Origin of the sequence: Exiguobacterium sp. s192 (genome assembly GCF_018618795.1) — a bacterium.
Classification (GTDB): domain Bacteria; phylum Bacillota; class Bacilli; order Exiguobacteriales; family Exiguobacteriaceae; genus Exiguobacterium_A; species Exiguobacterium_A undae.
This window is the reverse complement of sequence record NZ_JACSMS010000008.1, coordinates 92,116-115,605: the sequence shown is the minus strand read 5'-3', so window position 1 is coordinate 115,605 and position 23,490 is coordinate 92,116. Positions and strand designations below refer to the sequence as shown.

Annotated in this window: 15 protein-coding genes and 1 riboswitch; of the genes, 7 read left to right on the top strand and 8 right to left on the bottom strand. The window is 49.4% G+C overall.

Features of this window, described 5'->3' with window-relative positions:
• Positions 1 to 302 precede the first annotated feature (302 nt).
• Genes kdpA through KNP87_RS13060 form a run of 4 tightly spaced genes read left to right on the top strand, consistent with a single transcriptional unit; the run spans position 303 to position 5,642 of the window.
• Positions 303 to 1,943 carry a potassium-transporting ATPase subunit KdpA gene (kdpA, locus tag KNP87_RS13075; RefSeq protein ID WP_214721942.1) on the top strand — a complete coding sequence of 547 codons (1,641 nt, stop codon included), beginning with the start codon at positions 303 to 305 and terminating at the stop codon, positions 1,941 to 1,943.
• 17 nt (positions 1,944 to 1,960) lie between these two features.
• Positions 1,961 to 4,024 (top strand): potassium-transporting ATPase subunit KdpB, encoded by a 2,064-nt coding sequence (kdpB, locus tag KNP87_RS13070; protein ID WP_214721941.1) that lies wholly within the window; start codon positions 1,961 to 1,963, stop codon positions 4,022 to 4,024.
• A gap of 14 nt (positions 4,025 to 4,038) precedes the next feature.
• Positions 4,039 to 4,560 (top strand): potassium-transporting ATPase subunit C, encoded by a 522-nt coding sequence (locus KNP87_RS13065; protein WP_214721940.1) that lies wholly within the window; start codon positions 4,039 to 4,041, stop codon positions 4,558 to 4,560.
• On the top strand, positions 4,557 to 5,642 hold the full coding sequence (locus tag KNP87_RS13060) for a universal stress protein (RefSeq protein WP_026832036.1): 1,086 nt from the start codon (positions 4,557 to 4,559) through the stop codon (positions 5,640 to 5,642). The genes KNP87_RS13065 and KNP87_RS13060 overlap by 4 nt, the downstream gene beginning before the upstream one ends.
• A 118-nt stretch (positions 5,643 to 5,760) precedes the next feature.
• Here KNP87_RS13060 and KNP87_RS13055 read toward each other — a convergent pair whose 3' ends face one another.
• Positions 5,761 to 9,345 carry an SH3 domain-containing protein gene (locus KNP87_RS13055; RefSeq protein WP_214721939.1) on the bottom strand — a complete coding sequence of 1,195 codons (3,585 nt, stop codon included), beginning with the start codon at positions 9,343 to 9,345 and terminating at the stop codon, positions 5,761 to 5,763.
• Between the two features lie 198 nt (positions 9,346 to 9,543).
• Positions 9,544 to 11,577: a thioredoxin domain-containing protein gene (locus KNP87_RS13050; RefSeq protein WP_214721938.1), complete on the bottom strand. Its 2,034-nt coding sequence runs from the start codon at positions 11,575 to 11,577 to the stop codon at positions 9,544 to 9,546.
• Between the two features lie 743 nt (positions 11,578 to 12,320).
• Between KNP87_RS13050 and KNP87_RS13045 the strand changes: the two genes are divergently transcribed.
• Complete coding sequence (locus KNP87_RS13045; protein WP_214721937.1) at positions 12,321 to 15,068, top strand: chitobiase/beta-hexosaminidase C-terminal domain-containing protein; 2,748 nt, start codon at positions 12,321 to 12,323, stop codon at positions 15,066 to 15,068.
• A gap of 27 nt (positions 15,069 to 15,095) precedes the next feature.
• Here KNP87_RS13045 and KNP87_RS13040 read toward each other — a convergent pair whose 3' ends face one another.
• A complete protein-coding gene (locus KNP87_RS13040; protein ID WP_119923571.1) occupies positions 15,096 to 15,452 on the bottom strand; it encodes a hypothetical protein in 357 nt (118 codons plus the stop codon).
• A gap of 358 nt (positions 15,453 to 15,810) precedes the next feature.
• Here KNP87_RS13040 and KNP87_RS13035 point away from each other — a divergent pair, with 358 nt between their 5' ends.
• Positions 15,811 to 16,689 carry a CAP domain-containing protein gene (locus tag KNP87_RS13035; protein ID WP_026832041.1) on the top strand — a complete coding sequence of 293 codons (879 nt, stop codon included), beginning with the start codon at positions 15,811 to 15,813 and terminating at the stop codon, positions 16,687 to 16,689.
• 253 nt (positions 16,690 to 16,942) lie between these two features.
• On the opposite strand, the gene KNP87_RS13030 is transcribed toward KNP87_RS13035, so the two are convergent.
• The 4 genes from KNP87_RS13030 to KNP87_RS13015 form a co-directional block, all read right to left on the bottom strand.
• A complete protein-coding gene (locus KNP87_RS13030; protein ID WP_214721936.1) occupies positions 16,943 to 17,758 on the bottom strand; it encodes a MetQ/NlpA family ABC transporter substrate-binding protein in 816 nt (271 codons plus the stop codon).
• A 35-nt stretch (positions 17,759 to 17,793) separates the two neighbouring features.
• Positions 17,794 to 18,459 (bottom strand): methionine ABC transporter permease, encoded by a 666-nt coding sequence (locus KNP87_RS13025; RefSeq protein WP_026832043.1) that lies wholly within the window; start codon positions 18,457 to 18,459, stop codon positions 17,794 to 17,796.
• Positions 18,449 to 19,462: a methionine ABC transporter ATP-binding protein gene (locus tag KNP87_RS13020; RefSeq protein ID WP_026832044.1), complete on the bottom strand. Its 1,014-nt coding sequence runs from the start codon at positions 19,460 to 19,462 to the stop codon at positions 18,449 to 18,451. The genes KNP87_RS13025 and KNP87_RS13020 overlap by 11 nt, the downstream gene beginning before the upstream one ends.
• An 83-nt stretch (positions 19,463 to 19,545) precedes the next feature.
• Positions 19,546 to 19,649: riboswitch (SAM riboswitch) on the bottom strand.
• 62 nt (positions 19,650 to 19,711) lie between these two features.
• Positions 19,712 to 20,899, bottom strand: coding sequence for an aminotransferase class I/II-fold pyridoxal phosphate-dependent enzyme (locus KNP87_RS13015; protein WP_214721935.1), 1,188 nt, complete (start codon positions 20,897 to 20,899; stop codon positions 19,712 to 19,714).
• Between the two features lie 163 nt (positions 20,900 to 21,062).
• On the opposite strand from KNP87_RS13015, the gene KNP87_RS13010 reads away from it, so the two are divergent.
• Positions 21,063 to 22,667 (top strand): alpha-glucosidase, encoded by a 1,605-nt coding sequence (locus KNP87_RS13010; protein ID WP_214721934.1) that lies wholly within the window; start codon positions 21,063 to 21,065, stop codon positions 22,665 to 22,667.
• 87 nt (positions 22,668 to 22,754) lie between these two features.
• Here KNP87_RS13010 and KNP87_RS13005 read toward each other — a convergent pair whose 3' ends face one another.
• Positions 22,755 to 23,483: an MBL fold metallo-hydrolase gene (locus tag KNP87_RS13005; RefSeq protein WP_214721933.1), complete on the bottom strand. Its 729-nt coding sequence runs from the start codon at positions 23,481 to 23,483 to the stop codon at positions 22,755 to 22,757.
• Positions 23,484 to 23,490 lie beyond the last annotated feature (7 nt).

Below are 23,490 nucleotides of genomic sequence, written 5' to 3'. Positions count from 1 at the left end.
AATTTTTTAGGGCGATGCTGGGGCCGTTACTGCCTCACATCGTCTTTTTGTCGTGTTTAATTGTAAAAATATTGAATAATATGGAGGTAATTTCAAAATGAGTGAACTTTGGAGTGTCTTGTTACTCATCTTCTTTTTCGGAAGTTCGTATCTGATGATTGATCTGATTGAACGGGTCCAGTGGCGGGCAGGTGACCGGAAATGACATGGTTTTTATTAGCTACCGGTTGTCTCGTCTTTTTGTATCTTGGTTATTGTCTGATGTATCCAGAAAAATTCTAATCGCATAGGAGAAACAAATCATGTGGACTCAATTTTTAATCCAATTTTGGATTTTGCTCGTCATTGCACTAGGGGCAGCCATCTTGCTCGGACGTTACATCGGAACTTACTTTGCACCTGTCGAGGATCGGAAAATGAATTCGTTCGGTAAAGTGGAACGGCGATTTTTACTTGTTCTCGGCGTTGATGAACGAAAACAAGACCAGTCGTGGGTCGGTTATTCGAAAAGCCTGTTGCTCGTCAACTTGTTCTTTTTTGTCGGAGGGTACTTGCTACTGCGTTTCCAGGGAAGCTTACCTCTGAATCCGAACGGAGCTGTCAATCTGGATTGGTCGACCGCCCTTCACACGACGATCAGCTTCATGACGAATACGGACCAGCAACATTATTCGGGTGAAGCGTTATCGTATCTGTCACAGACGTTTGTTCTCGGAACGATGCTGTTCGTCGCACCGACGATGGCGTTCACCGTTTGTATGGCAGTCATTCGCGGACTTGCAAATAAGCCGCTCGGTAATTTTTATGCCGACTTCGTCCGTTTCATCGTCCGAATTCTGTTGCCGATTTCGTTTGTGTTTGGACTGGCGATGATTCTGTTTGGTGTGCCGCAGACGTTCGGCGGTGCTGTCAGCGTCACGACGCTTGAAGGAGCAAAGCAACTGATTTACCGTGGACCGGTCGCTGCGTTTGAAGTCATCAAACAGCTCGGGAATAACGGTGGTGGTTTCTTCGGTGTCAACGGAGCGCATCCGTTTGAAAACCCGAACCAATACGTCAACTTCATCCAGATGTTCTTGATGCTGCTGATTCCGATGTCGCTTCCGATTGCTTACGGAAAAATCATCGGTTCGGCCAAACAGGGCCGCCTGTTCCTCGGCGTGATGACGATCTTGTTTGTCATGATGACGTTCGGCATGGCCGGCAGTCTCTTCGCAAATCCGACCGCACATGGTCAAGAGCTCCGGTTCGGACAGATTGGGACAGCATTGTACAGTTCGATTACGACGGCCGCCGAAACCGGTGCGGTCAATGCGATGCATGATTCGCTCCATCCGCTGGCCGGATTGATTCAGCTCGGGAACATGATGCTGAACGTCGTTTACGGCGGAACGGGTGCCGGTTTCTTGAATGTCCTGTTGTATGCGTTCGTTGCCGTTTTCTTGACGGGGCTGTTGATTGGTCGGACACCGACTTTCCTCGGCAAGAAACTGGAGACATTTGAAGTCAAACTGATGGCCATCACCTTGCTCGTCCCACCGTTCCTCATTCTCGTCGGGACAGCGGTCTCGATGTACGTCGCACCAGGAGTCGCTGGGATTTCGAATCCCGGGTATCACGGTCTGTCGCAGGTCTTATACGAATTTACATCCGCGACGGCCAACAACGGCTCTGGTTTTGAAGGGCTCGGCGATGCCAACGTGTACTGGAATGTCTCGACGTCGTTTGCTTTATTCTTCGGTCGCTACATTCCGCTGATTCTGATGCTGGCGATTGCCGGATCACTCAAGGCAAAACCGGCCGTTCCGCAAGATGAATTTTCGTTTAAAACAGATACCCCACTTTTCGGCACAGTTTTCCTCGGTACGGTCGTACTCGTCGGTGCGCTGACATTCTTGCCAGTGCTCGTACTTGGACCGGTCGCGGATTGGCTGACGATGTGAACAGGAGCTAATGAGAAATGATGGAACAAGTAAAATACCAACCAACTGAGCAGGAACCGAACATTCCTGAAAGAGAATCCAAATCTGCTGTCAATCCATCGATTGCGAAACAAGCGACACGCGATGCCTTTAAAAAGTTAAATCCGGTGCATATGGTGAAGCAACCGATCATGTTCGTCGTCTGGATCGGTTGCCTGATGGCGATTGGGTATACGGTTTTCATCGATGAGATGCGTGGCTTCAATCTGGCGGTCAGCATCATCCTGTTCTTGACGGTGCTGTTTGCGAATTTTGCAGAGTCGATTGCGGAAGGACGCGGGAAAGCACAGGCGGATTCGCTGAAGGCATCAAAAGCCGATGTCATGGCGCGCAAACGGGTTGGTCAGATGATTGAGAAAGTCTCGTCCGCGACATTGCGCAAAGGGGACATCGTCTTCGTCCGGACCGGTGAATACGTGCCGGGGGACGGGGAAATCATCAAAGGGCTGGCATCGATTGATGAATCCGCCATTACGGGCGAGTCCGCACCGGTCATTAAAGAAGCGGGCGGCGATTTCTCGTCCGTCATCGGTGGAACACTCGTCGTCAGTGACGAAATCGAAGTCCGGATCACAAGCAATCCCGGGGAATCATTCCTCGATCAGATGATTGCCTTGGTCGAAGGGGCGAGTCGTCAAAAAACGCCAAACGAGTTGGCGTTGTCGACGTTATTGACGAGTTTGACACTGATTTTTTTACTGGTCGTCATGACCTTACCCGTCTTCACGAACTATCTGGGATTTGAATTGTCCGGTCCAATCTTGATTGCGTTGCTCGTCTGTTTGATTCCGACGACGATCGGCGGATTATTATCCGCGATCGGGATTGCCGGGATGGACCGGGTGACCCGCTTCAACGTCATCGCGATGAGCGGGAAAGCCGTTGAAGCAGCGGGGGACATTCAAACGATCATTCTTGATAAGACCGGGACGATCACGTTCGGGAACCGGATGGCATCCGATATCACACCGGTCGGCGATGTGACGCAGGAAGCGGCGTTTGAAGGTGCGATCCTCTCCTCGCTCGCAGACGAAACGCCGGAAGGACGTTCAGTCCTCGAACTTGCCGGACTGCGAAATATGCCGATTGATCAGGATAAGTTACAAGGAGCAGAAATCATTCCGTTCCGGGCTGAAACCCGGATGTCGGGACTCGATTTAACAGATGGACGCCGCGTCCGTAAAGGAGCGGGGCAGGCGATTCAACAATGGGTTACAGAACAGGGTGGTGTGATTCCGGATAACCTGCAAACGACGGTCGATCAGATTGCCCGTCTCGGCGGTACACCGCTCGTCGTCGCCATCGATCAGACGATCTTAGGTGTCATTTATCTGAAGGATACCGTGAAACCGGGAATGCGGGAACGGTTCGACCGTCTGCGTGAGATGGGCATCAAAACGGTCATGTGTACCGGCGATAATCCCCTGACGGCAGCGACGATTGCCCGGGAAGCGGGTGTCGATGACTTCGTTGCCGAATGTACACCGGAAGATAAAATCCGTGTCATCAAGCAGGAGCAGGCAGCAGGACACCTCGTTGCGATGACCGGAGACGGTACGAATGACGCACCGGCGCTGGCGCAAGCGGACGTGGGTCTTGCGATGAACAGCGGGACTCAAGCGGCGAAAGAAGCGGCGAACATGATTGATCTCGATTCCAATCCGACAAAAATCATCGAGGTCGTCGAAATCGGCAAGCAGTTGCTGATGACGCGTGGCGCCTTGACGACGTTTTCGATCGCCAATGATGTCGCGAAGTATTTTGCGATCATCCCCGCGATGTTCATGGTTGCGATTCCGGAGATGGAGTTGCTTAATATCATGCGACTCGATTCACCGACGACCGCGATTCTCTCGGCCTTGATCTTTAACGCCATCATCATCCCGATGCTGATTCCGCTTGCGATGAAGGGTGTTTCCTATAAGCCGATGACGGCGGATCAGCTGCTCGGACGGAACTTATTGATCTACGGTCTTGGTGGGGTCATCGTCCCGTTCATCGGCATTAAAATCATCGATGTCTTGCTCGCAAGCATCCTATAAGGAGAAAAAGGACAATGAAACAAGCCATACGTGTGACGGTCTTCATCACAGCGTTATGCGGGATCGTCTTTCCCGCGTTACTGACCCTGTTTGGTCAGTTGCTCGTACCCGAGAAAGCAGCAGGTTCACTTTTGCAACAGAACGGAAAATTCATTGGATCGGAATTGATCGCCCAACCCTTCACGTCGAAGCAGTATTTCCATGGACGTCCATCGGCAGTCGATCAATTAGCGGGAGCATCTGCTGGGGATAACCTAGCAGCATCCAACCCGGAGCTCACTACGAAGATCAACGAGCAACAGGAACAGTCCAAAGAGGACGGACGTTCGCTTCCGGACGATGCCCTCGTGACATCCGGCTCTGGCTTCGATCCGCACATCTCGCTCGACTATGCACGGGCACAAGTGAATCGTATTGCAACCGAACGGGATCTCTCGCGTGACGAAGTCCGGCGGTTGATTGAGCAAGAAGCAGGAAATGATGCGTACGTAAATGTGCTGTTGCTGAATCTGGCGCTTGATCGGAGTCAGTCATGACACGAGGAAAGCTGAAGCTGTATATCGGCTCAGCTCCTGGTGTCGGAAAGACGTATAAAATGCTCGCCGACGCCCGAATGCTCATCGAAGAAGGGCGGGATGTCGTTCTCGGATTAATTGAAACACACGGTCGACGTGAAACAGCCGAGATGATCGGCTCCTTGGAGCAGGTCCCGTTGTTGGAAGTGTTGTACAAGGACAAGGTGTTTCTGGAAGTAAACGTCGACGCGATCATCGCCCGGCAACCGGATATCGTCCTGATTGACGAATTGGCGCATACGAATGCGCCGGGATCCATCCGCAAAAAACGGTATCAAGATGTTTCGGCGCTGCTTGACGCCGGTATCAATGTCTATTCAGCCGTCAACATCCAACATTTCGAGAGTCTGCTGTTTAAAGTCAAGGAAGTGACGGGGGTCGAGGTTCGGGAACGGATTCCGGACCCATTCCTTGGTGAAGCGGACGAAATTTTACTGGTCGATGTCACACCACAGACGTTGCGCGAACGGCTCGAACAGGGGAAAATCTACAGAAAAGAAAAAATCGAACAAAGCTTGAACTCGTTTTTTTCACTACAAAACTTGGCGAGTCTGCGTGAACTGTCGCTCCGGCAAGTCGCGGACGAGGTCGACGATCAAGTGTATCAGACGCGGTTGTTGATTGAAAAAGATCCGAAGCTGCTACAGGAACGAATTCTGGTCTGTGTTCAGTTAAACGGAAATGCCCGGAAATTGATCTACCGGGGATTCCGGATGGCAAGTCGCCTAAAAGCAGACCTGTATATCCTGACGATTCTACCAGGACCGGAGAATAAGCTGTCGGCAGGGCAAGCGGAAGTCCTCGCCATGTTACGTGAGAGCGGGTCCTTATTCGACGCCGAAGTGTTGATCCGCATTCAAGGAGAACGCTCCATCGCGACGACCATCACGGCGGTCGCGAAGCATCACCGCATCACCCAAATCGTACTCGGTCAATCCGCCCGGACCCGCTGGCAGGAAATCCGGCGCGGCTCGATCGTCAATCAGATCATGCGTCAAAATCGGGGTATCGATCTGCAAATCGTCGCCGATGATCAAGTCTGACAGGATGTCTCTTCCGCGTAAATGCAGGAGATGTCTTCCGTCAGACGGGGACGATGGAAGTACAAAAAAACATCGAGGCAACGAATCGATTGATTCAATGCCTCGATGTTTTTGTTGTTTAACGGGCGAAGACCGGAATATCAAAGACAGCCGTGTAGCTCTCCATCTGTTGATACAGGTTATAGATCTGAGTCGTTTGTTTAACGGCCCAGCCCATATCCGTTGCGTACTGATGCACACCAGGACGCATCGGACTCCAACGCATTTTGTAAAGGGTGTTTTGATCATATTGATTATGCACATATTTTGTACTGATGAATTCAGCACCACCGATGATCGCAGCTTCCGGTGTGAACCAACCTTGGCTGTAAGCATACGCTGCGCCTGTGTTGACGGCATCATAATCGTATGCACCGATGCCGTACATGTTATAAACGGTCCGTCCATTCCAGATGACGCCGGTTGCTAATTTCGAAGAACCGTTACCTGTCTCAAGCAAAGCGTGTGAAATCAAGTACGCTTCGTTCAGCGAATATTTAGCGCCCGCATCGATGAAGGCTTGTCCACAACTGCCGGTCGAACACTTCCCGAAGATGCCTTTTGTCGCAAGGATCTTGTTGAGTGTCGCGGCTGTAGCGCCCGTTGATTTTGATAAATCAAGGAATTGATAGTAAGCCGATGACTGGCGATCCACTTTCAGCGGATCCGCCGCGTTACGGACATCTGCTTCCAACGCATTTAACCAATAAATCGTCGAATAGCGTGTAGTCGATGTATAGATACGCGGATATGTCGTGTAGAATCCGCTGACGTTTTGATAGACCTTGATCATCGCTTGCGGTTTGAATTGACCGTAAACGTGACTTGCTGTCGTTGCGCCGGACCGGATGTTAAGTGGTGTCGTCGCAGTGACCGTTGCGATTGTTCCGTTGACCGGATCCAGTGCGCCACCAAGTCGGACATAATCCGCGCTGACGTACATCAGCTTCGATGCGTACAAATCCGTCTGTGGTGGTGGGTTCAATTTCATTTGCGCACTGATGAAACTGTCAAACGTAAACGGCGTCGCCACTGAATTGTAGATATTTAATTTGGACGATGTCATGACGAGTGTCCCGTTGTACGCATACAGCGTCTTCCCTTCGTAGGAAACTTCATACCAGTTACCGATTTTCCCTGTTACCGGCAAGACGGTGTCGAGTGAAACGGAAGCAACCGGCTGATACGCATCTCCGACATAGGACCGGAGTAAAGTCGTTCCTGTTGCCCGGACAAACGATTTTTCAATCGGTTCATAACCGATGGCTGAAGTCGGTTGACCCAGTTTGATGTAGCCGGTTTTCCCGTTAACCGTGACTTGGTGCCACTGACCATTTGCAGACGTGACAACCAATGTTTTAGTCGTGTAGACGTTTCCTTTGTTTAAGGTAGCGATCGTGCTTGCGGAATCTTTCGCATCACTTTTGACAGCGATGGATGCATCAAGCAAGAAACGAGCTTCTGGAATCGTCTTTGTTTCGGTAAACTCATTTAATGTCGAAGCAGACGCGTAGCCGCTCTTGCCGGCATACGTGATTTTCATCCAGTTGCCGATTTGTCCAGTTACCGTAATGATAGTCCCGCTCGGAATCGTCGTGACGGCCACATAAGACGGACCGGCGTATGAACGAAGTGGTGTCGAGCTGGATGTTTTATACTTTGTTGCTGAGACTGCGTTGTAAGCGATTGGTGTTCCTTGGTTGACGCGAACGTAACCAGTTTTACCGTTAATCGTCATCCGGTGCCATTGTTCAGAACGACCGTTCGTGACGAGTTGTGTCGTGTAGTAGACGTCACTTGCCGTTAATGTCGCCAAGTTGTCGGCTGTCGAATGATGCGTTTTCTTCACGTCGACCGACTTTGATAAGACGAATCGGGAAGCCGAAAGTGTCTTTTTCGTAATCAGTTCCGTCATCGTATCAGCAGGCACATAACCTGTTTTTCCGCTTGCCGACACTTTGTACCAGTCTTGGATTTTTCCGATGACCTGTACGTTTGTCCCGCTCGTAATCGTTGCGGTCGTCGCATACGAGTTACCTGCATATGTACGCAGTGCTGTCGTTGCAGTTGTCTTCATCGCGATGTTTTCCGATGTATAGGAAACCGGTGTCCCCTGGTCAACCGGAAGGTATCCCGTCTGACCGTCTTTCGTCACCCGGTGCCATTTCGATGAACCGTTCGTGACGAGTTGATTCGTTTGATAAATATCATTCGTTTTAAACGTCGTGACGGTCGTCGCCGTTGCTTTTGGAGCGGCTTTCACCGCGACGTCTGTTTTAAGCTCGAAGTCCGTCGTCGGGATCGATTGTGTCGTCACGTGATCGGTAAAGGTTGCACCTGACGCATAACCTGATTTTCCGTCATACGATACTTTGTACCAATTGCCGATTTGACCTTGAATCTTGATCACGGCATTACTTGGAATTGTTTTGACGACTCCGTAAGAAGGACCGGCATACGAGTGAAGAGCTGTCGCCGTCGTCGTTTTTAACGAAAGATCGTGGACCGTGTAATATTTGATGGCTTTTCCCTGGTTGACTTGAACGTAACCGGTCTTGCCGTCTTTTGAGACTTTGTGCCACTGTTGACCAATCGGATTCGTCACGAGTGACGTCGTGTAGTAGACGTTACCGGTTTGTAAGCTGGCAATCGTCGTACTCGATGACGATGGAGATGTTTTGATCGCAACAGCGTTTGATAACAAGAAGCGGGATGAAGCTAATTTCACGGTGGCTGTGTATTCCGTCAGGGAAGCAGTTAAGGCGTAACCTGTTTTCCCATTGTACGTGACACGATGATACAGACCAGACCGCGCCGTTGATTTGACGATCGTTCCGCTTGGGATTGTAATGAGCAGACGTTTTGTTCCGTCCGTCGCATCGTACAAAGCGAGAGCGGCTTTTGTCTTGAAGGCCGTTTCCGGAATCGTCGTTATGTCTTGTTTGGATGAACCGACGAAAGCTGCTTTATGCATGTAGCCTGATTTGCCTGCATAAGTGACGTTATACCAGTCACCGATCCGTCCTGTCGTTTGCAGGGATGTCCCCGTCGGAACGACGAGCTGACGTGGATACGCTGTGCCGGCATACTGGCGCAGGATGTAACCATCTGTCGTTTTCAACGTTGTTTTTGATAAACGCGTATAGCTGATCGGTTGTGCATTCAGAAAATGGGCGTAACCGGTCTTCCCGTCATATTTGACGCGGTACCAGACTTCGCCGACTGAATTCGTGATTTTTTGTGAACTGTAGTACGCATCCTGTTCATTGAGTGTCGTGATGACAGGAGCTGTCGTTGACGCCGCTGTATGGAGCGCCGTCTTTTTCGAAACGAGGAACCGTTGTCCCTTGATCGTTTCTTTTTTGTCGTATGCTGCTAGATATTTTGACGCGACATATCCCGTTTTTCCATTGTATGACACTCTTCTGAAGTAGCCAGAAGTGGACTCATACGTGGATGAAACGATAGTTCCGGTCTTGATCGTCAACAGGCGTTTCCGTGAAGATGTCGTCTTATCGTACAGATAAGTATCGGTAGACAGACGGTAGGTCGTTGCTTTCGTCGTTGCGGCCTCTAATGATGGACTGTAAGAAACAAATAGACCGAGGACCAGGATGAAGCTGACCAGCATCTTCAAGGTTTTCGTGAATAGTGTCGTGTTCAAAGATCGTATCCTCCTAGTTAGAATTCGTCCGAAGACGTATCGGGCTCTAGGATGTCAATTCTAAGATGTGAAATTAATTTGCCTATTCTTACTATCGACAATAAAACATTTATCTACAGTATATTTAGAATTTTTTTGAAAAAAGGGATTTTGTTTTTTAAAAAACCCTTCTGTTTTAGGAAACAGAAGGGAAGACGATTACGGATTCAGCTGTTGAAGAAGTGATTCGAGGTGTGTTGTCGGACGGTCACATTGAAAATCATGACAGAGATAAGCGGTTGGGGCTGAATCGATTGGTTCATAGTCCGCGAGAAAAGGTGCGATGGACAGCAAGTCCGTCTTTTTGCCGACGAGCAGCGACAATTCCGGTATGCGTTGTGCCAGGAGTTGCGATAAAAAAGGTTCGACGGCTTCCTGAGTGTCGGTCAGGATGATCAGCTCTTTTGGCTGCATCAAGGTGCGGACATAGGCACTCATCAGACTGGCGAATCCGGTCGGCTGTGCCTTGACTTCGAGCGCAACGGATGCAAAAATCTGATGGGCTGCGTCCCGATAATCCGTCCGGCCGGTCAGTTGGGACAGACGCAACAGATTCGAGACTGCTGTACTGTTTCCGGCAGGCGTGACGCCGTCGTACAAATCCTTTGGGCGGACCAATAAGGTTTCATCATTAACAGACGTAAAGAAGAAACTGCTGTTGGAATCTCCAAAATCACGGAGCATCCGTTCCGTCAGACGGAGGGCAGCATGAAGGTATTGACTTTTTTGTGTCGTATGATGCAGTTCCAGGTAAGCTTCCGTCAAGAAGCTGTAGTCATCGAGAAACCCATTTCCTTGCACGTGACCTTCACGGTAACGGACTCGAACCGTATCGCCATCGATCAGACGAGTCTCGAGGAACGCCAAGGCACGTTCCGCGACAGACGTGTAATGTGGATTGGCAAAAACCCGTCCGGCCTTGGCATAAGCGGAAATCATCAAAGCGTTCCAAGACGTCAAGACTTTATCATCCCGAAACGGACGTGTCCGCGTGTTGCGGATACGAAGTAACGTCTGTCGTTCCCATTCGAGTTGGCGCACGACGTCGCGAACGGGCATGTCTCGTTCATCAGCGAACGCTTGAAGGGAGTGATCGGTTCGCCGGAAAATATTTCGTCCCTCAAAATTACCGCCGGTAGTAGCCTGATAATAGAGCGGGAACAAGGCTTCTTCCCCAAGTAACGTGGTCAGTTCCTCAGAGGTGAAGGTATAAAACAGTCCTTCCCGTCCCTCACTGTCCGCATCCTCCGCCGAATAGAATCCTCCTTCCGGAGATAACAAATCCCGCTCGATATACGTGAACACTTCTTCCGCGTACTGTTTGAACCGTTCGCGCCCGGAAGCTTGGAACGTTTCGATGCAAGCTGTCGCAAACAAGGCATTATCATACAACATCTTTTCAAAATGCGGCGTTTCCCAACGGGCGTCGACGGTGTACCGATAAAGACCAAAGCCGACTTGATCGGTGATTCCACCGTCGCGCATCGCCGTCAACGTCCGCATGACCATCTGTAAGGCGGTCTCGTCTTCTGCAAAGCGATGATAATCAAGTAAAAAAGTCAGCAGGGAAGGAGAGGGGAATTTTGGTGCTTCACCAAATCCGCCGTTTTTGACATCGAATTGCCGCATCGCCTGATCAAAGGTGTCGTGAACGAGTGACTCGTCGAGTTGACCCGAGGTGTCACCATGAAGGACCTTTGATAGAGCTTCGTTGATTTCAGTGCCAACCCGTTCAATTTTTTCGGGATCCGTCCGGTAATGTTCACTCAGTTGCAACACGACCTGCCGGAAACTAGGACGATTGAATTGCGGCGTTTTTGGAAAATAGGTCCCGATGTAAAACGGGGTTTGATCAGGAGACATAAAGACACTAAGCGGCCATCCCCCTTGACCATTCATCAGTTGGGCTGCCGTCATATAAATTTGGTCGATGTCCGGACGTTCTTCCCGGTCGACTTTGATGGAGATGAAACGGTCGTTCAGCAGATGCGCGGTCTCTTCATCCTCAAAGCTTTCGTGCGCCAAGACGTGGCACCAATGACACGTCGAATAGCCGATCGACAGGAAAATCGGTTTATTGGTCGTCCGGGCCATGGCGAACGCTTCTTCCCCCCACGGATACCAGTCGACAGGATTTTCAGCATGTTGCAATAAATAAGGACTTTTTTCATGGATCAATCGATTCGTAGGCATCTCTTTTGACCTCGTTTCTTCTATAGTAATGTCATCTCCCTAACGATACCGATTTTGAAAGGGGGAATCAACGGTTCGTTCAGTCCGGCAAAAATATCACGCTGAAAAAAAGATTGACTTTATAAAATAAAATGTGTTATATTAAATTTTGTCATGAATCGGGGATGATCACTCATGTGAGAATCTTTCACTTAAATACACAATTTAATAATCAGGTCAGGATTTTTAGACCTTACTGACAAATGAGTCAGACATAAGTCATCGCTTTTATTTTGTCCTTCTTCTGTTCAACTAGAAGAAGTTGACCCAGCAAGATAAACCTTCCATTCGATACTTTTCAGCTCATTCCGAGCGAAATTCTAAAAATCCCAGTAAATACGCAACCCAACGCGTAACTTGATTCTTGCTAAAACGCTTGATTCAGCTGGCGCGGCCAAGGAGCCGTAACAACGAAAGAGAGGTAGGGCTTTCGTCGTTTCAGGTGTTTTGATCACCTGTATCCTCGATTCTCATGACACCTAAAAACAGACACGCTGAAAAGGCGTTTTTTTTATGCCCTTTTTTAAGCAATTGTCTGTCTTTCGTGTTTCTTTGTAACGTAAAGACGAATGATTAATTTTTGTAAGCGTTAACAATTAATTCTTTTACGAATATTAAGGTCTTTTTTTACACAAAATATACACTATCCGTAAATATATCTGATAATATGAAGAAGTGTCAGAAAATTCATAGGGGGTAACATCATGAAGAACGTCAGTACGTTTGGGAAGTGGGCATTGGTCGGCGCATTAACAGCAGGAATTCTTCCGCAAGCAGGCATTACGGTCGGGGCAGAAGGCGAAGGCGTCATCTTGTCTGAGTACATAGAAGGGTCAAGCAACAATAAAGCGATTGAGATTTATAATGGTTCGGGGCAAATCATTAATTTAGCCGATTATACACTTGTCCAATATACGAACGGTGGACCTTCGGAAGCGAAAATCACATTGTCCGGCACGATTGAACCGGGAAAAACGTTTGTGATCGCCAATTCAAGCGCGAACGCAGACATCAAGGGAAAAGCGCAACAAACAACCGGTTCACTGAACTTCAACGGAAATGATCCCGTTGCCCTGAAAAAAGGGGAAGAAGTCCTTGATATCATCGGACCCGTCGGATCGAGCACGGACTTTGCGAAAGATACGACACTTGTTCGCAAGACAAATGTCACAGCAGGATCAAAAACATATGAACCGTCGCAATGGACAAGTTTCCCGGTCGATACGTTGACGGATCTCGGGACACATGCTGCTGAAGCAGGAGACATCTTGGTCGCACCAACAGCATCACCCGTCGGAGAAGTCGAACGCGGCGATCAAGTCACACTGACGGGCGAGGGAACGATCCACTTTACAGTCGACGGCTCGACACCGACAGCAGAAAGCCCTGTTTATTCTGGACCGATTACAATCAATGACGAAGTCACGATCCAAGCGGTTGTGGTTAAAGACGGTAAAACATCTGCCGTATCGACGTTCAAATATTACATCGCACCACCCATCACGAAAATCAGCAGCATTCAAGGGGTAGCCCACACGTCACCATACGCGGATCAACTCGTCCGGACGACCGGTGTCGTCACGTATATCGTTGATGCAAACAACTTCTACATGCAGGATCCGAACCCGGATAACAACAGCAAAACATCAGAAGGTGTGCTGGTATACGCTAAAAATCACGGTGCGGCGATTGGTCAGACCGTCGCAACGACGGGTTACGTCAAAGAATGGTTACTTGGCGGATACAGTGATAAGTTTGACACAGATCTTGCGGTCACGGAGATCAGTACAGTCAACCTCGTTAAGGGAGCATTGAACACAGGATTACCGGCAAGCATCGTGCTCGGGGAGAAGGGTGTCTTGATTCCGACACAAGTCGTCGACAACGATTCGTTCGCTGAATTTGACCCGGCGGAAGATGCGATCGATTTATACGAGAGTGTCGAAGGAATGCGTGTCGCGCTTCCGAACGCCATCGTCACAGGTCCACAGGCCAACCGGACGATTCCAGTGCGGACACAAACGGCAAACAAAGACTATACGAAACGCGGGACACCAATCTTAACGGCAAATAACGTCAATCCGGAGCGTCTGTTCGTTGAGATGGGCAGCAGCTCGTACCGGGCGAAATCCGGCGACCGCTTTGACGGAACGATTGAAGGGGTCATGAGTTATAACTACTCGGCTTACAAAGTGCTTTCAAAAGCAGCTGACTTACCGACGTTGATCACAAGTGAAGTGGATCGCCAGCCGACGAACATCGAAACAGGAGATTCACGTTTAACAGTCGCCTCGTATAACGTCGAGAACTTCGCTTCAACGGCAGATGCCGGCAAGGTAGACCGCGTTTCTGAAGGGATCGCGACGTTCCTGAAAACACCGGACATCGTCGGTTTGACGGAAATGCAGGATAATGACGGCGCGACAGACAGCGGCACGGTAGATGCTTCGAAGTCGTTTGAGACATTGATTGCTGCAATCGAAGCGAAGACGGGTGTCCGTTACGCGTATACCGATATCGCACCGGAAGATAAAAAAGACGGCGGACAGCCGGGTGGAAACATCCGTGTCGGTTTCTTATATAACCCAGCACGTGTCTCACTCGCGTCAGGTGAAAAAGGAACGGCAACGGAAGCAGTGGCTGTCGAGAACGGTAAATTGACGAACAACCCGGGACGCATTCAACCGACGGATCCAAACTTCGATAGTTCACGGAAACCACTCGTTGGAGAGTTTATCTTCAAAGGGGAATCGTATCACGTCATCGCCAACCACTTTAATTCAAAAGGCGGCGATGGAGCGGACTTTGGTAAAAATCAACCAGCCGTCCGTAAAAGTGAAGTCCAACGCCATGCCATCGCGACGATCGTACAAGATTTCGTCCGTGAGTTGGAAACCGAAGTCAAAGATGCGAACGTTGTTGTACTTGGTGACTTAAACGACTTCCAGTTCTCGAAAACGCTGGATATCTTAAAAGGGAAAAACCTTTGGAATACGGTAGATGATCTTCCGAAATCCGAACGGTATTCGTACATCTATAACGGAAACGCACAAGTCCTCGACCATGTCTTGATTTCGAAAAACCTGAAGTCGTATACATCGTCTGATATCGTCAACATCAACTCTGATTACATGGAAGCAGACGGCAGTGCCAGCGATCATGATCCGGCCATTATTTCGATTCAAGGAGCACAAAGCGCTTATCCGGTCAAAGGGAAAGCGGAAATTGGAAAATGGCGTGCTGTTCAAAAAGGAAAACACGTGACCATCGAACGGAAAATTGCAAATCGTTGGTTAAAAGTCAGTGAAACACACGGTCATCAACAAGGTGAACTTTTGGAACTTCGCGTGACAAAAGGTATTCCATATGTACTTGTCAAAACCAAAAAAGACGGTAAAACGTGGCTAGAGCTTTCGAAGCGCTATAAACTAGTCGAGTCGAACAAGTTTTAATCGTTGAATAAACAAGTAAAAGCGGACTTAATCGTCCGCTTTTTTGTATGTTCGGATAAATAGAGAGAGAAAAGAAAACAGACTGATGGAAAGAGTGAGCAGTAAAGCGAGGTGGAGCGGGATAGCGCGGAACATGTACGTAAAGTGTATGATGATCAGCAGAAGGATAATGGAAAGACCGGGAATGAACTGTTTGCGTAATAAATGACCGACGCCGGGCACAAGCAATTCAAAACCAAACCGCTGACTGATATGAACTTCTTCATGGGCATTGGCGATACTGAACGAAACAGTCAGTAAGACTAAAATCATCCATCCGGAAAACAAATACTGCTGGATCGGCAAAAACGTAATCGATTCGTAAATAAAATAAAGTAGGATCATGGCATACTCCTTTGGAAGTAGGATATTATATAGAATTTCCTTATTTTTTCCTTACGAGTTCTAATGATAGCGAGGGTTTTCAGGAACGGCAACAACATTTAAAAGGAATGAAAATAAAAGAATGTTCACACATTTTAACAACAGGGAAAGAATAGTTTATTTTATGTATGATAATGGTGTGAGAATGTGATGAATAAAGACGTCAGACCTCCTTTACACGAAAATCTGAGATGTGTCAAAAGTGTGAAGAGGAATACGCAATCGTGTGATTTCACTTGAAACGATAGCTTAGACTGTTCGAATGGACTGGTTTCTTTTAAAATTAGGGTAATGGAACAAATGAGGAGGCGAAAGACACATGAAAAAGTGGTTAGTGCTCGGAGTAGCAGCGGTCGCTTTCTTTAGTTACGAAAACACCCCTATGGAACAGGCGGAAGCGGATTACCCGAAAAGCGGGGGAACGCTGATTGATCGATATACGAGTGAATACCCGGGTTATGACTGGGAAGTGAGGCGAACGGCGTCTGAGGAGTTTGTCGCCCTGACGAAAGACGGGAAAGATTACGGGAAGTACCGTTCGAAAAATGGTGTGACGACGCAAGGAGCCGTCTTGAACAAAGATACGGAAGCAACACTTGCGAAAAAAGGCTGGAAAGCCGTCAAGTCGTACCGGAAAGGGAATACCAATTATTTGTTGAACCTCGATCACGCTGCCGTTTATGAAAAAAAGGACCGGTACGTCACGTACTTCTTTGATCAACACGACGGCAATAAGGTCAAAGCGACACTCGCGATCCCGAAAGACGTGGAAGCGAAGAAAAGCGGCTTCTATGGAACGGCATCGAGTGCGTTACGGACAACGGATGAGAAATTGATGTTGCGCCTGATGAACTGGGACCGGGCAGAGTATAAGCGTGGGGCACTCACGCCGTACAATGCACTGAAACCTGTCACACGGGCCCACAGTGAGAACATGGCGAAAAATAATTTTTTCTCCCATACCGATCCACAAGGACGCGACCCGTTTAAACGGATGAAAGAAAAAGGAATCCGCTTCTCGACAGCCGGAGAAAACCTGTCGATGGGATACCCGAACGTCTTTGCAGCACACTGGGGGTTGATGAACTCAAAAGGACACCGCGACAATATCATGAACAATGATTTCAAGCAGGCGGATGTCGGTGTGGCTTTCCGGGAAAACTCGCCGTACTTCACGATTAACTTCCGGACACCGTGAAGTAACACTTAAAACGAAAGCGTATATATTACCCCGATTTTGCGAAAGCAGGATTGGGGTACTTTTGTGTGGAACAATCTATTAGGTTGACGTTCTCCACTCGCTTTTCTCGGGCGGAAGACGTGATGTCTCCAGGAGTCATCATTCAATGGAAAACCCCTGAAACCGTTCCGTATCCTTTTTGTAAGGGGAGGGAGCTGTTTCAGGGGTTTTATATCATCTTTAGATGAATGAATCCACAAAAGGAGTTACGTCAGTTTGCCCACTCGGGTTTACTGAAGCCTTTAAAGAACTTTTCAATGACAGCGTTAAAGTCATCTGATTCGACGACAGCCGTCAAGTCTTTCGCGAGCTGTTTCTTTTCATCTGCTGTTTTGACAGCGACTAAGTTACGGTACTGCTCGTCCATTTTCTCGAGTGCCAACGCATCAAGTAAATCGAATTTCGCAGCAAGGGCAAAGTTTCCAGGGACGGCAGAAATATCAACACTCTCGATGGCGCGTGGTAACTGTGCTGCCTCCAGTGGTTTGATGACAAGTTTTTTTGGATTCTTGACGATGTCTTTTTCAGAAACCGTCAATGGATCAGCGTCCGGCTTCAACTCAATCCAGCCTTGTTCAGCGAGTAAGTTTAGCGCGCGGGCTTGGTTGGTCGGATCGTTTGGTGTTGCGACTTCCGCGCCTGTCTTGACGTCATCAAGTGACTTATAGGATTTACTGTATAAGCCCATCGGTGCCGTTGGAACAGTGATCAGCCCTTTAAGATCGAGATTCTTTTCCTTCGCGAACGTCTTCAGATAGATCGAGTGTTGGAACAAGTTCGCGTCGATGTCGCCGCTGCCGAGCGCGATGTTCGGCTGGATGTAATCGCTGAATTCAACGATTTCGACTTTGTAGCCTTTCTTTTCAAGACCAGGCTGAATCGCTTCTTTGACCATGTCACTGTAAGGACCGCTCGTCGCACCGATCTTAATCGACTTGGTTTCTTCTTTCGCACTGCTGTCGCCACAGCCGGCAAGAATCCCGGCTCCGAGTAATCCTGTTGCTAAAAAGGCATATCGTTTTTTCATAGTCATTCTCTCCCTTAGTGGTCTCTATTTTGGATTTAACGTTTATCAGCACGACGGGCGAGTTGATTGCCGAGTCCTTGAATACTTTGGACGATGACGACGAGTACGATGATTGTCACAATCATGACGACGTTATCATACCGGTAATAACCGAAGCGGATAGCGAGGTCACCGACACCACCGCCGCCGACGATGCCGGCCATGGCAGAAAAGCCGATCAGGCTGATTGTCGTCAACGTCACCGCTTGGATGATCCCGGGAAGGGCTTCTGGTAACAGAGCGCTGATGATGATACGAAACGGTGTTGCGCCGCACGCCTCAGCAGCTTCGATCAAGCCCGGTGGAATCTCACGGAGTGAGGTTTCGACGAGTCGGGCAAGGAACGGAATAGCGGCAACACTTAAGCTGACAGAAGCGGCCGTCGGACCGATCGTATTGTCGAGCAACAATTGTGTCAGTGGAATCAGCGCGACAAGCAAGATGATGAACGGTAACGAACGAACGATATTAACGAAAAAGTCCAAAATACTGCGAACGAAGACGTTTTGGAAAAACAATCCACGGTCGGTGATGAATAAAAGAATTCCCAGCGGAATCCCGACGACGAGGGCAAAACCAAGGGAAATCCCGACCATCAAGGCCGTTTCGCCTAAGGCTTTTGCCAACTCCGGTAACATCGTTTGAATCCGGTCAAGCCACATCCTGAATCACCTCAAGCGTATGGAGTTGCTCCTCAAGCCAAGTGAGGGCTCGGTTGACATGAAGTGTTGGACCGGTCAGGCTGACGATCAACACCCCGAAGGCGACGTTTTGAATATAATCGACCTTGCCGTGCAGGATGCTGACCGAGATATCAAATTGTTTGATTGCTTCTGACAGCGTACTCTCACCGGTCTTTTCTCCCGTGAATTGGAGGCGGATGATCTTTCCGGGTGTCGTCCGAAGTATCCGTTCCGGTAACTCGATTTGGAGTGCTGTATCGACGTAATGTTTTGTGACGTCATGGGTCGGTTGACTGAATATGTCGTAGGTGTTGGCGACTTCGACGACTTCACCGTGAGCCATGACCGCGACGCGGTGACAAATCTGTTTGACGACATCAATCTCGTGAGTGATCAGGATGATTGTCAGACCAAGCCGTTCATTCAAGTCCTTCAGCAATTCCAGAATTTGCAGGGTCGTGACCGGATCGAGCGCTGATGTTGCTTCGTCACATAACAGGACACTCGGATTATTCGCAAGGGCGCGGGCAATCCCGACCCGTTGTTTTTGTCCGCCGCTGAGTTGGCTCGGGAAATTCGTCTCAAATCCTTCAAGTCCGACCAGGGCGACGAGTTCTTTGATCCGGCTTGGGAAATCACTGCGTTTGACGCCGGCTGCTTTTAAGGCGAACGCGATGTTGTCGGAAACGTTCCGCGATTGAATTAATTGGAAATGTTGAAAGATCATTCCGATCTTCAGGCGCAACTCTCTTAGGCTGCCTTTGGATAAATCGGACAGTTTGATACCTGATACTTTGACCGTTCCTTGGGTCGGTGTTTCGAGTCCGTTGATCAAGCGCAGCAGTGTACTTTTTCCGGCACCGGATTCACCGATGATGCCAAAAATTTCTCCTTGCTGAATCGTTAAGTTGACGTCACGCAGGGCGAAAATCGGTGTTCGGTCACGTACAAACCGCTTGGTGATGCCTTTGAATTCAATCATCTGTTGTTTCCTCCCTATACAAAAAAATCGCCTTTTTCCAGTTAAGAGCAACCAGAAAAAAGCGACGAAGTGTAAGATTTCGTAACTTATCTCTCAGAATGAAACATTCTGTAGGATGTGGCACCGTTCCTTAAAGGTGGTTGCCGGACGTCGTTGGGCCTAATCCCTCGGTCGCTCGCGATAAGTAGATATGCTGTTGGGATTTACTTTAACGGAAATCATTCCCATCTGTCAAACGTTTTTTCAGAATTATTCCGCAACGGCTTGCTGAAACAGATTGAGCTGACCAATTCGTTCAGCGGCTTCGACCAATCGTTCGGCGTCGGCAATCAAGCTGATCCGGACGTAGCCTTCGCCATATTCACCGAAGAAATGTCCCGGTGTGACGGCGACATGCGCCTCGTCCAGCAAGTGGTCGGTAAAGCTTTGTGATGTAAAGCCGGACGGGACCGGCAACCAGACGAAGAACGAACCACCAGGGATCGGTCCGTCCCATCCGATGTCTTGTAATTTGCCGAACAAGGCATCGCGACGGGCTTCATACAGCGCACTCAGCTCACGGACACACGTCTGGTCGCTTGAGAGGGCGACGGTCGCTGCGTGCTGGATGGGTGTGAAGGCACTGACGTATAAGTGTTCCTGGTACGTTTCAATACTTGAGATGACGGATGGGTTCCCGATTGCAAAGGCGATGCGGAAGCCGGACATGTTGAAGCGTTTGGATAACGAAAAGAGTTCGATTCCGACGTCTTTCGCTCCTGCGGTCTGGAGGAAACTTCGGGTCGGACCATCAAAACTGATACCGCCGTATGCCAAGTCATGGACGACACAAATATCGTTCGCGTCAGCGAAAGCGACCGTCTGTTCAAAGGCTTCCGCCGTCGCCGTCGCGCCGGTCGGATTGCTCGGGTAGTTGAGGAACAGCATCCGCGCCCGTTCGACATCCGTCGTATCGAGTAACGTGTAGTCAGGTAAAAAAGCATTTTCCGCAAGGAGCGGTAATGTGATCGGGTAAGCACCTGCTAATGCCGCGCCGGACAGGTAGTCAGGGTAACCGGGATCGGGAACAATGACACCTTCACCCGGATTGACGATTGTTTGCGGCAAGGCGACGATACCGGCTTTACTGCCGAGCAAAATGGCGACCTCAGAAGCAGGATCAATCGTCACACCGAATTCGGACTGATAAAAATCGGCTACGGCCTGTTTGAGAAAATCATGTCCGCGAAACGGAGGATATTGCAGATTGGAGGCGTCATTGATGGCCTCTTTTAAGGCGTCCAAAATATGTACAGGCGTGGTTTGGTCCGGCGTTCCTTGACCAAGCGTGATGACATCGTGGCCGGCTGCTTTGACGGCACCAATCCGCTGAGCGAGTTCAGCAAAGACCGGAGCGGGCAGCCGATCAATCGCAATCGATGGGGCGAAATGTTTCATCTGTGTTCCTCCTTGTTAGGTATTGTCGTCAAGGATAGCGAATTTTCAGTCAAAAGAAAAGGGTTTTTTCATAATTGTTGATAATTGGGAAAAACGGCCGCTCTCTTTCATGTTTTTGATACACTGAACAAGAAGACGATTAGTTAACTAAGGAGATGATCGGATGAATCGAACCTGGTGGAAAGAAGCCGTTGTCTATCAAGTGTATTGGCGCAGTTTTAAGGACTCGAACGGAGACGGGATGGGGGATTTACGGGGTGTGATCGAAAAGTTGGATTACATCGCGTCGCTTGGTGTGGATGTCATCTGGTTAAACCCCTGTTATACATCACCCGATGTCGATAACGGATATGATATTTCCGACTATTACACGATCATGGAAAAGGCGGGAACGCTGTCCGATTTGGAGGAATTGATTGCGGCAGCCCATGAGCGGGGCTTAAAATTGATTCTTGATCTCGTTGTCAACCATACGAGTGATCAACACGCTTGGTTCGAGGAGTCGCGACGTGGCAAGACGGGCGAGAAGGCGGACTGGTACATTTGGCAGGATGGGGAAAAAAGAACACCTCCGAATAACTGGCGCTCCTATTTCGCACCGAGCCCGTGGACGTGGGATGAGACACGCGAGCAGTATTATTTCCACTCGTTTGCATCGGAGCAACCGGACTTGAACTGGGAACATCCAGCCGTCCGACAAGCCGTCTATACGATGATGCGATGGTGGGCGGACAAAGGCATCGACGGATTCCGGATGGATGTCATCAATCTGATTAAAAAACGTGCCTCGTTTTCGGATGTTGCCGATCCTTTTGATCTGTCCTATCTCGGGAATCAACCGGGCATCCATTCCTTTTTACAAGAAATGCATGACGAAGTACTTGCGGGGACCGATTTATTTACGGTCGGAGAAATTCCGTTCGTCGGTCCGGAAGACGGTTTGCTGTACGTCGGGGAAGACCGGAATGAATTACGGACGCTGTTTCACTTTGAAGTAGCGGATGACATGGAGACGATGGATTTACCGCGGTTCAAGCAGATTCAAAAACAGTGGTATGACGCATTGTATCCGCGTGGGGTCGCGTCCCAGTTTCTGAACAACCATGATCATACACGTCAGGTGACACGGTTCGGAAGCGAACGGTACCGGGTCGAAAGTGCGAAATTACTTGGTTTGATGTTACACACGTTACCCGGCATACCGTATATCTATCAAGGCGAAGAAATCGGCATGACCGGGATCCGGTTTTCTGACCCGGAGGCCTATCAAGACGTCGCATTCCGGAACCAATACGCGGAACGGGTTGCAGCCGGTGAATCACCGGGGACTGTCCTGTCATCGATGCAGATGCGGGCGCGGGACAATTCCCGGACACCGATGCAATGGAACGCAAACCAACTGGCGGGCTTCACGGAATCTGGTCACTCCTGGATGACGGTCAATCCGAATTATTTAGAGATTAACGTCGAGGCGGCGGAACAAGATCCCCATTCCGTCCTCGCCTTTTACCGGACACTGATTGCCTTCCGGAAAAAACATCCGGTCATGGTATACGGCGTCTACCGCGATTTGGCGATTCAAGATCCGTACTTGTACGTCTACGAGCGGGAACTGGACGGTGTCACATGGCGAATCGTCTTGAATCTTCATGACGAAGCCGTCGCGACGACGCTCGCTTTGCCTGAGAAGCAACTGCTGTTGTCCAATCATGAAACCCATGATCCAAAACGGTTGGCACCGTATGAAGCCCGTTTGTACCACTATTAAACAAAATGATTGGACGAATAAAACACCGCCGTTCCTCTTTGTCGCGATGCGATCGGGAGAAACGGCGGTGTTTTTTAGTATATTCGTTTAGGTATAACCGTTTCGCTTTTTAGCGGATAACAGGTGTTCGAATCGATCGACCGCTTGACGCATATCAAAGCTTGGTGCGACGACAAGCGGACCGTGACCGACCGCTAGCACGTCCGGTGTCAACTCCGTCAACTGATGCGCGGACTGGAGTGCCACGTCCTTATCCCACGTAGCGAGGGACGGGAAGGGGAACTGCCATCGTGTGTCGCCGGATACAGCTAGTCCACCTTGTGTTTGAAACGCGTCTCCGGCAATCAAGGTCCGGCTGCCTTCGTGCCAGAGGGAAATCGAGCCTGGTGTATGACCGGGTGACGCTATGACACTTAAACTGCCGATTTGTTGTCCGCTTTCGAGTAGTCGATCAGGACGGGTCTTGATGTTTTTCGGAATGCCGCCTTTAAGAGGTGTCGTTTCGCCTTCGCGTAGCGATTCGTCACCACTGAGCAGGGCGGCGTCCCGATAACTGATGGACACTTCAGCAAGCGGGAAGGCACTCGCTAAAAAATCAAGGGAACCGACATGATCGGCATGCGCGTGGGTCAAGATGATGGATTGTAACGGTTTATCAAAAGACTTGATGACGGAATAGATGGCTTTGGCATTCAGTGAGATTCCTGTGTCAATCAAGGTAAGGCTGTCTGCTTCTTCAAATAGGTAACAGTTGACCGGAAAAAAGGACGGGGTCGTTTGCAGTTGATGAAGCCGTTCAATCGATGAAATACGCATCCAGGTA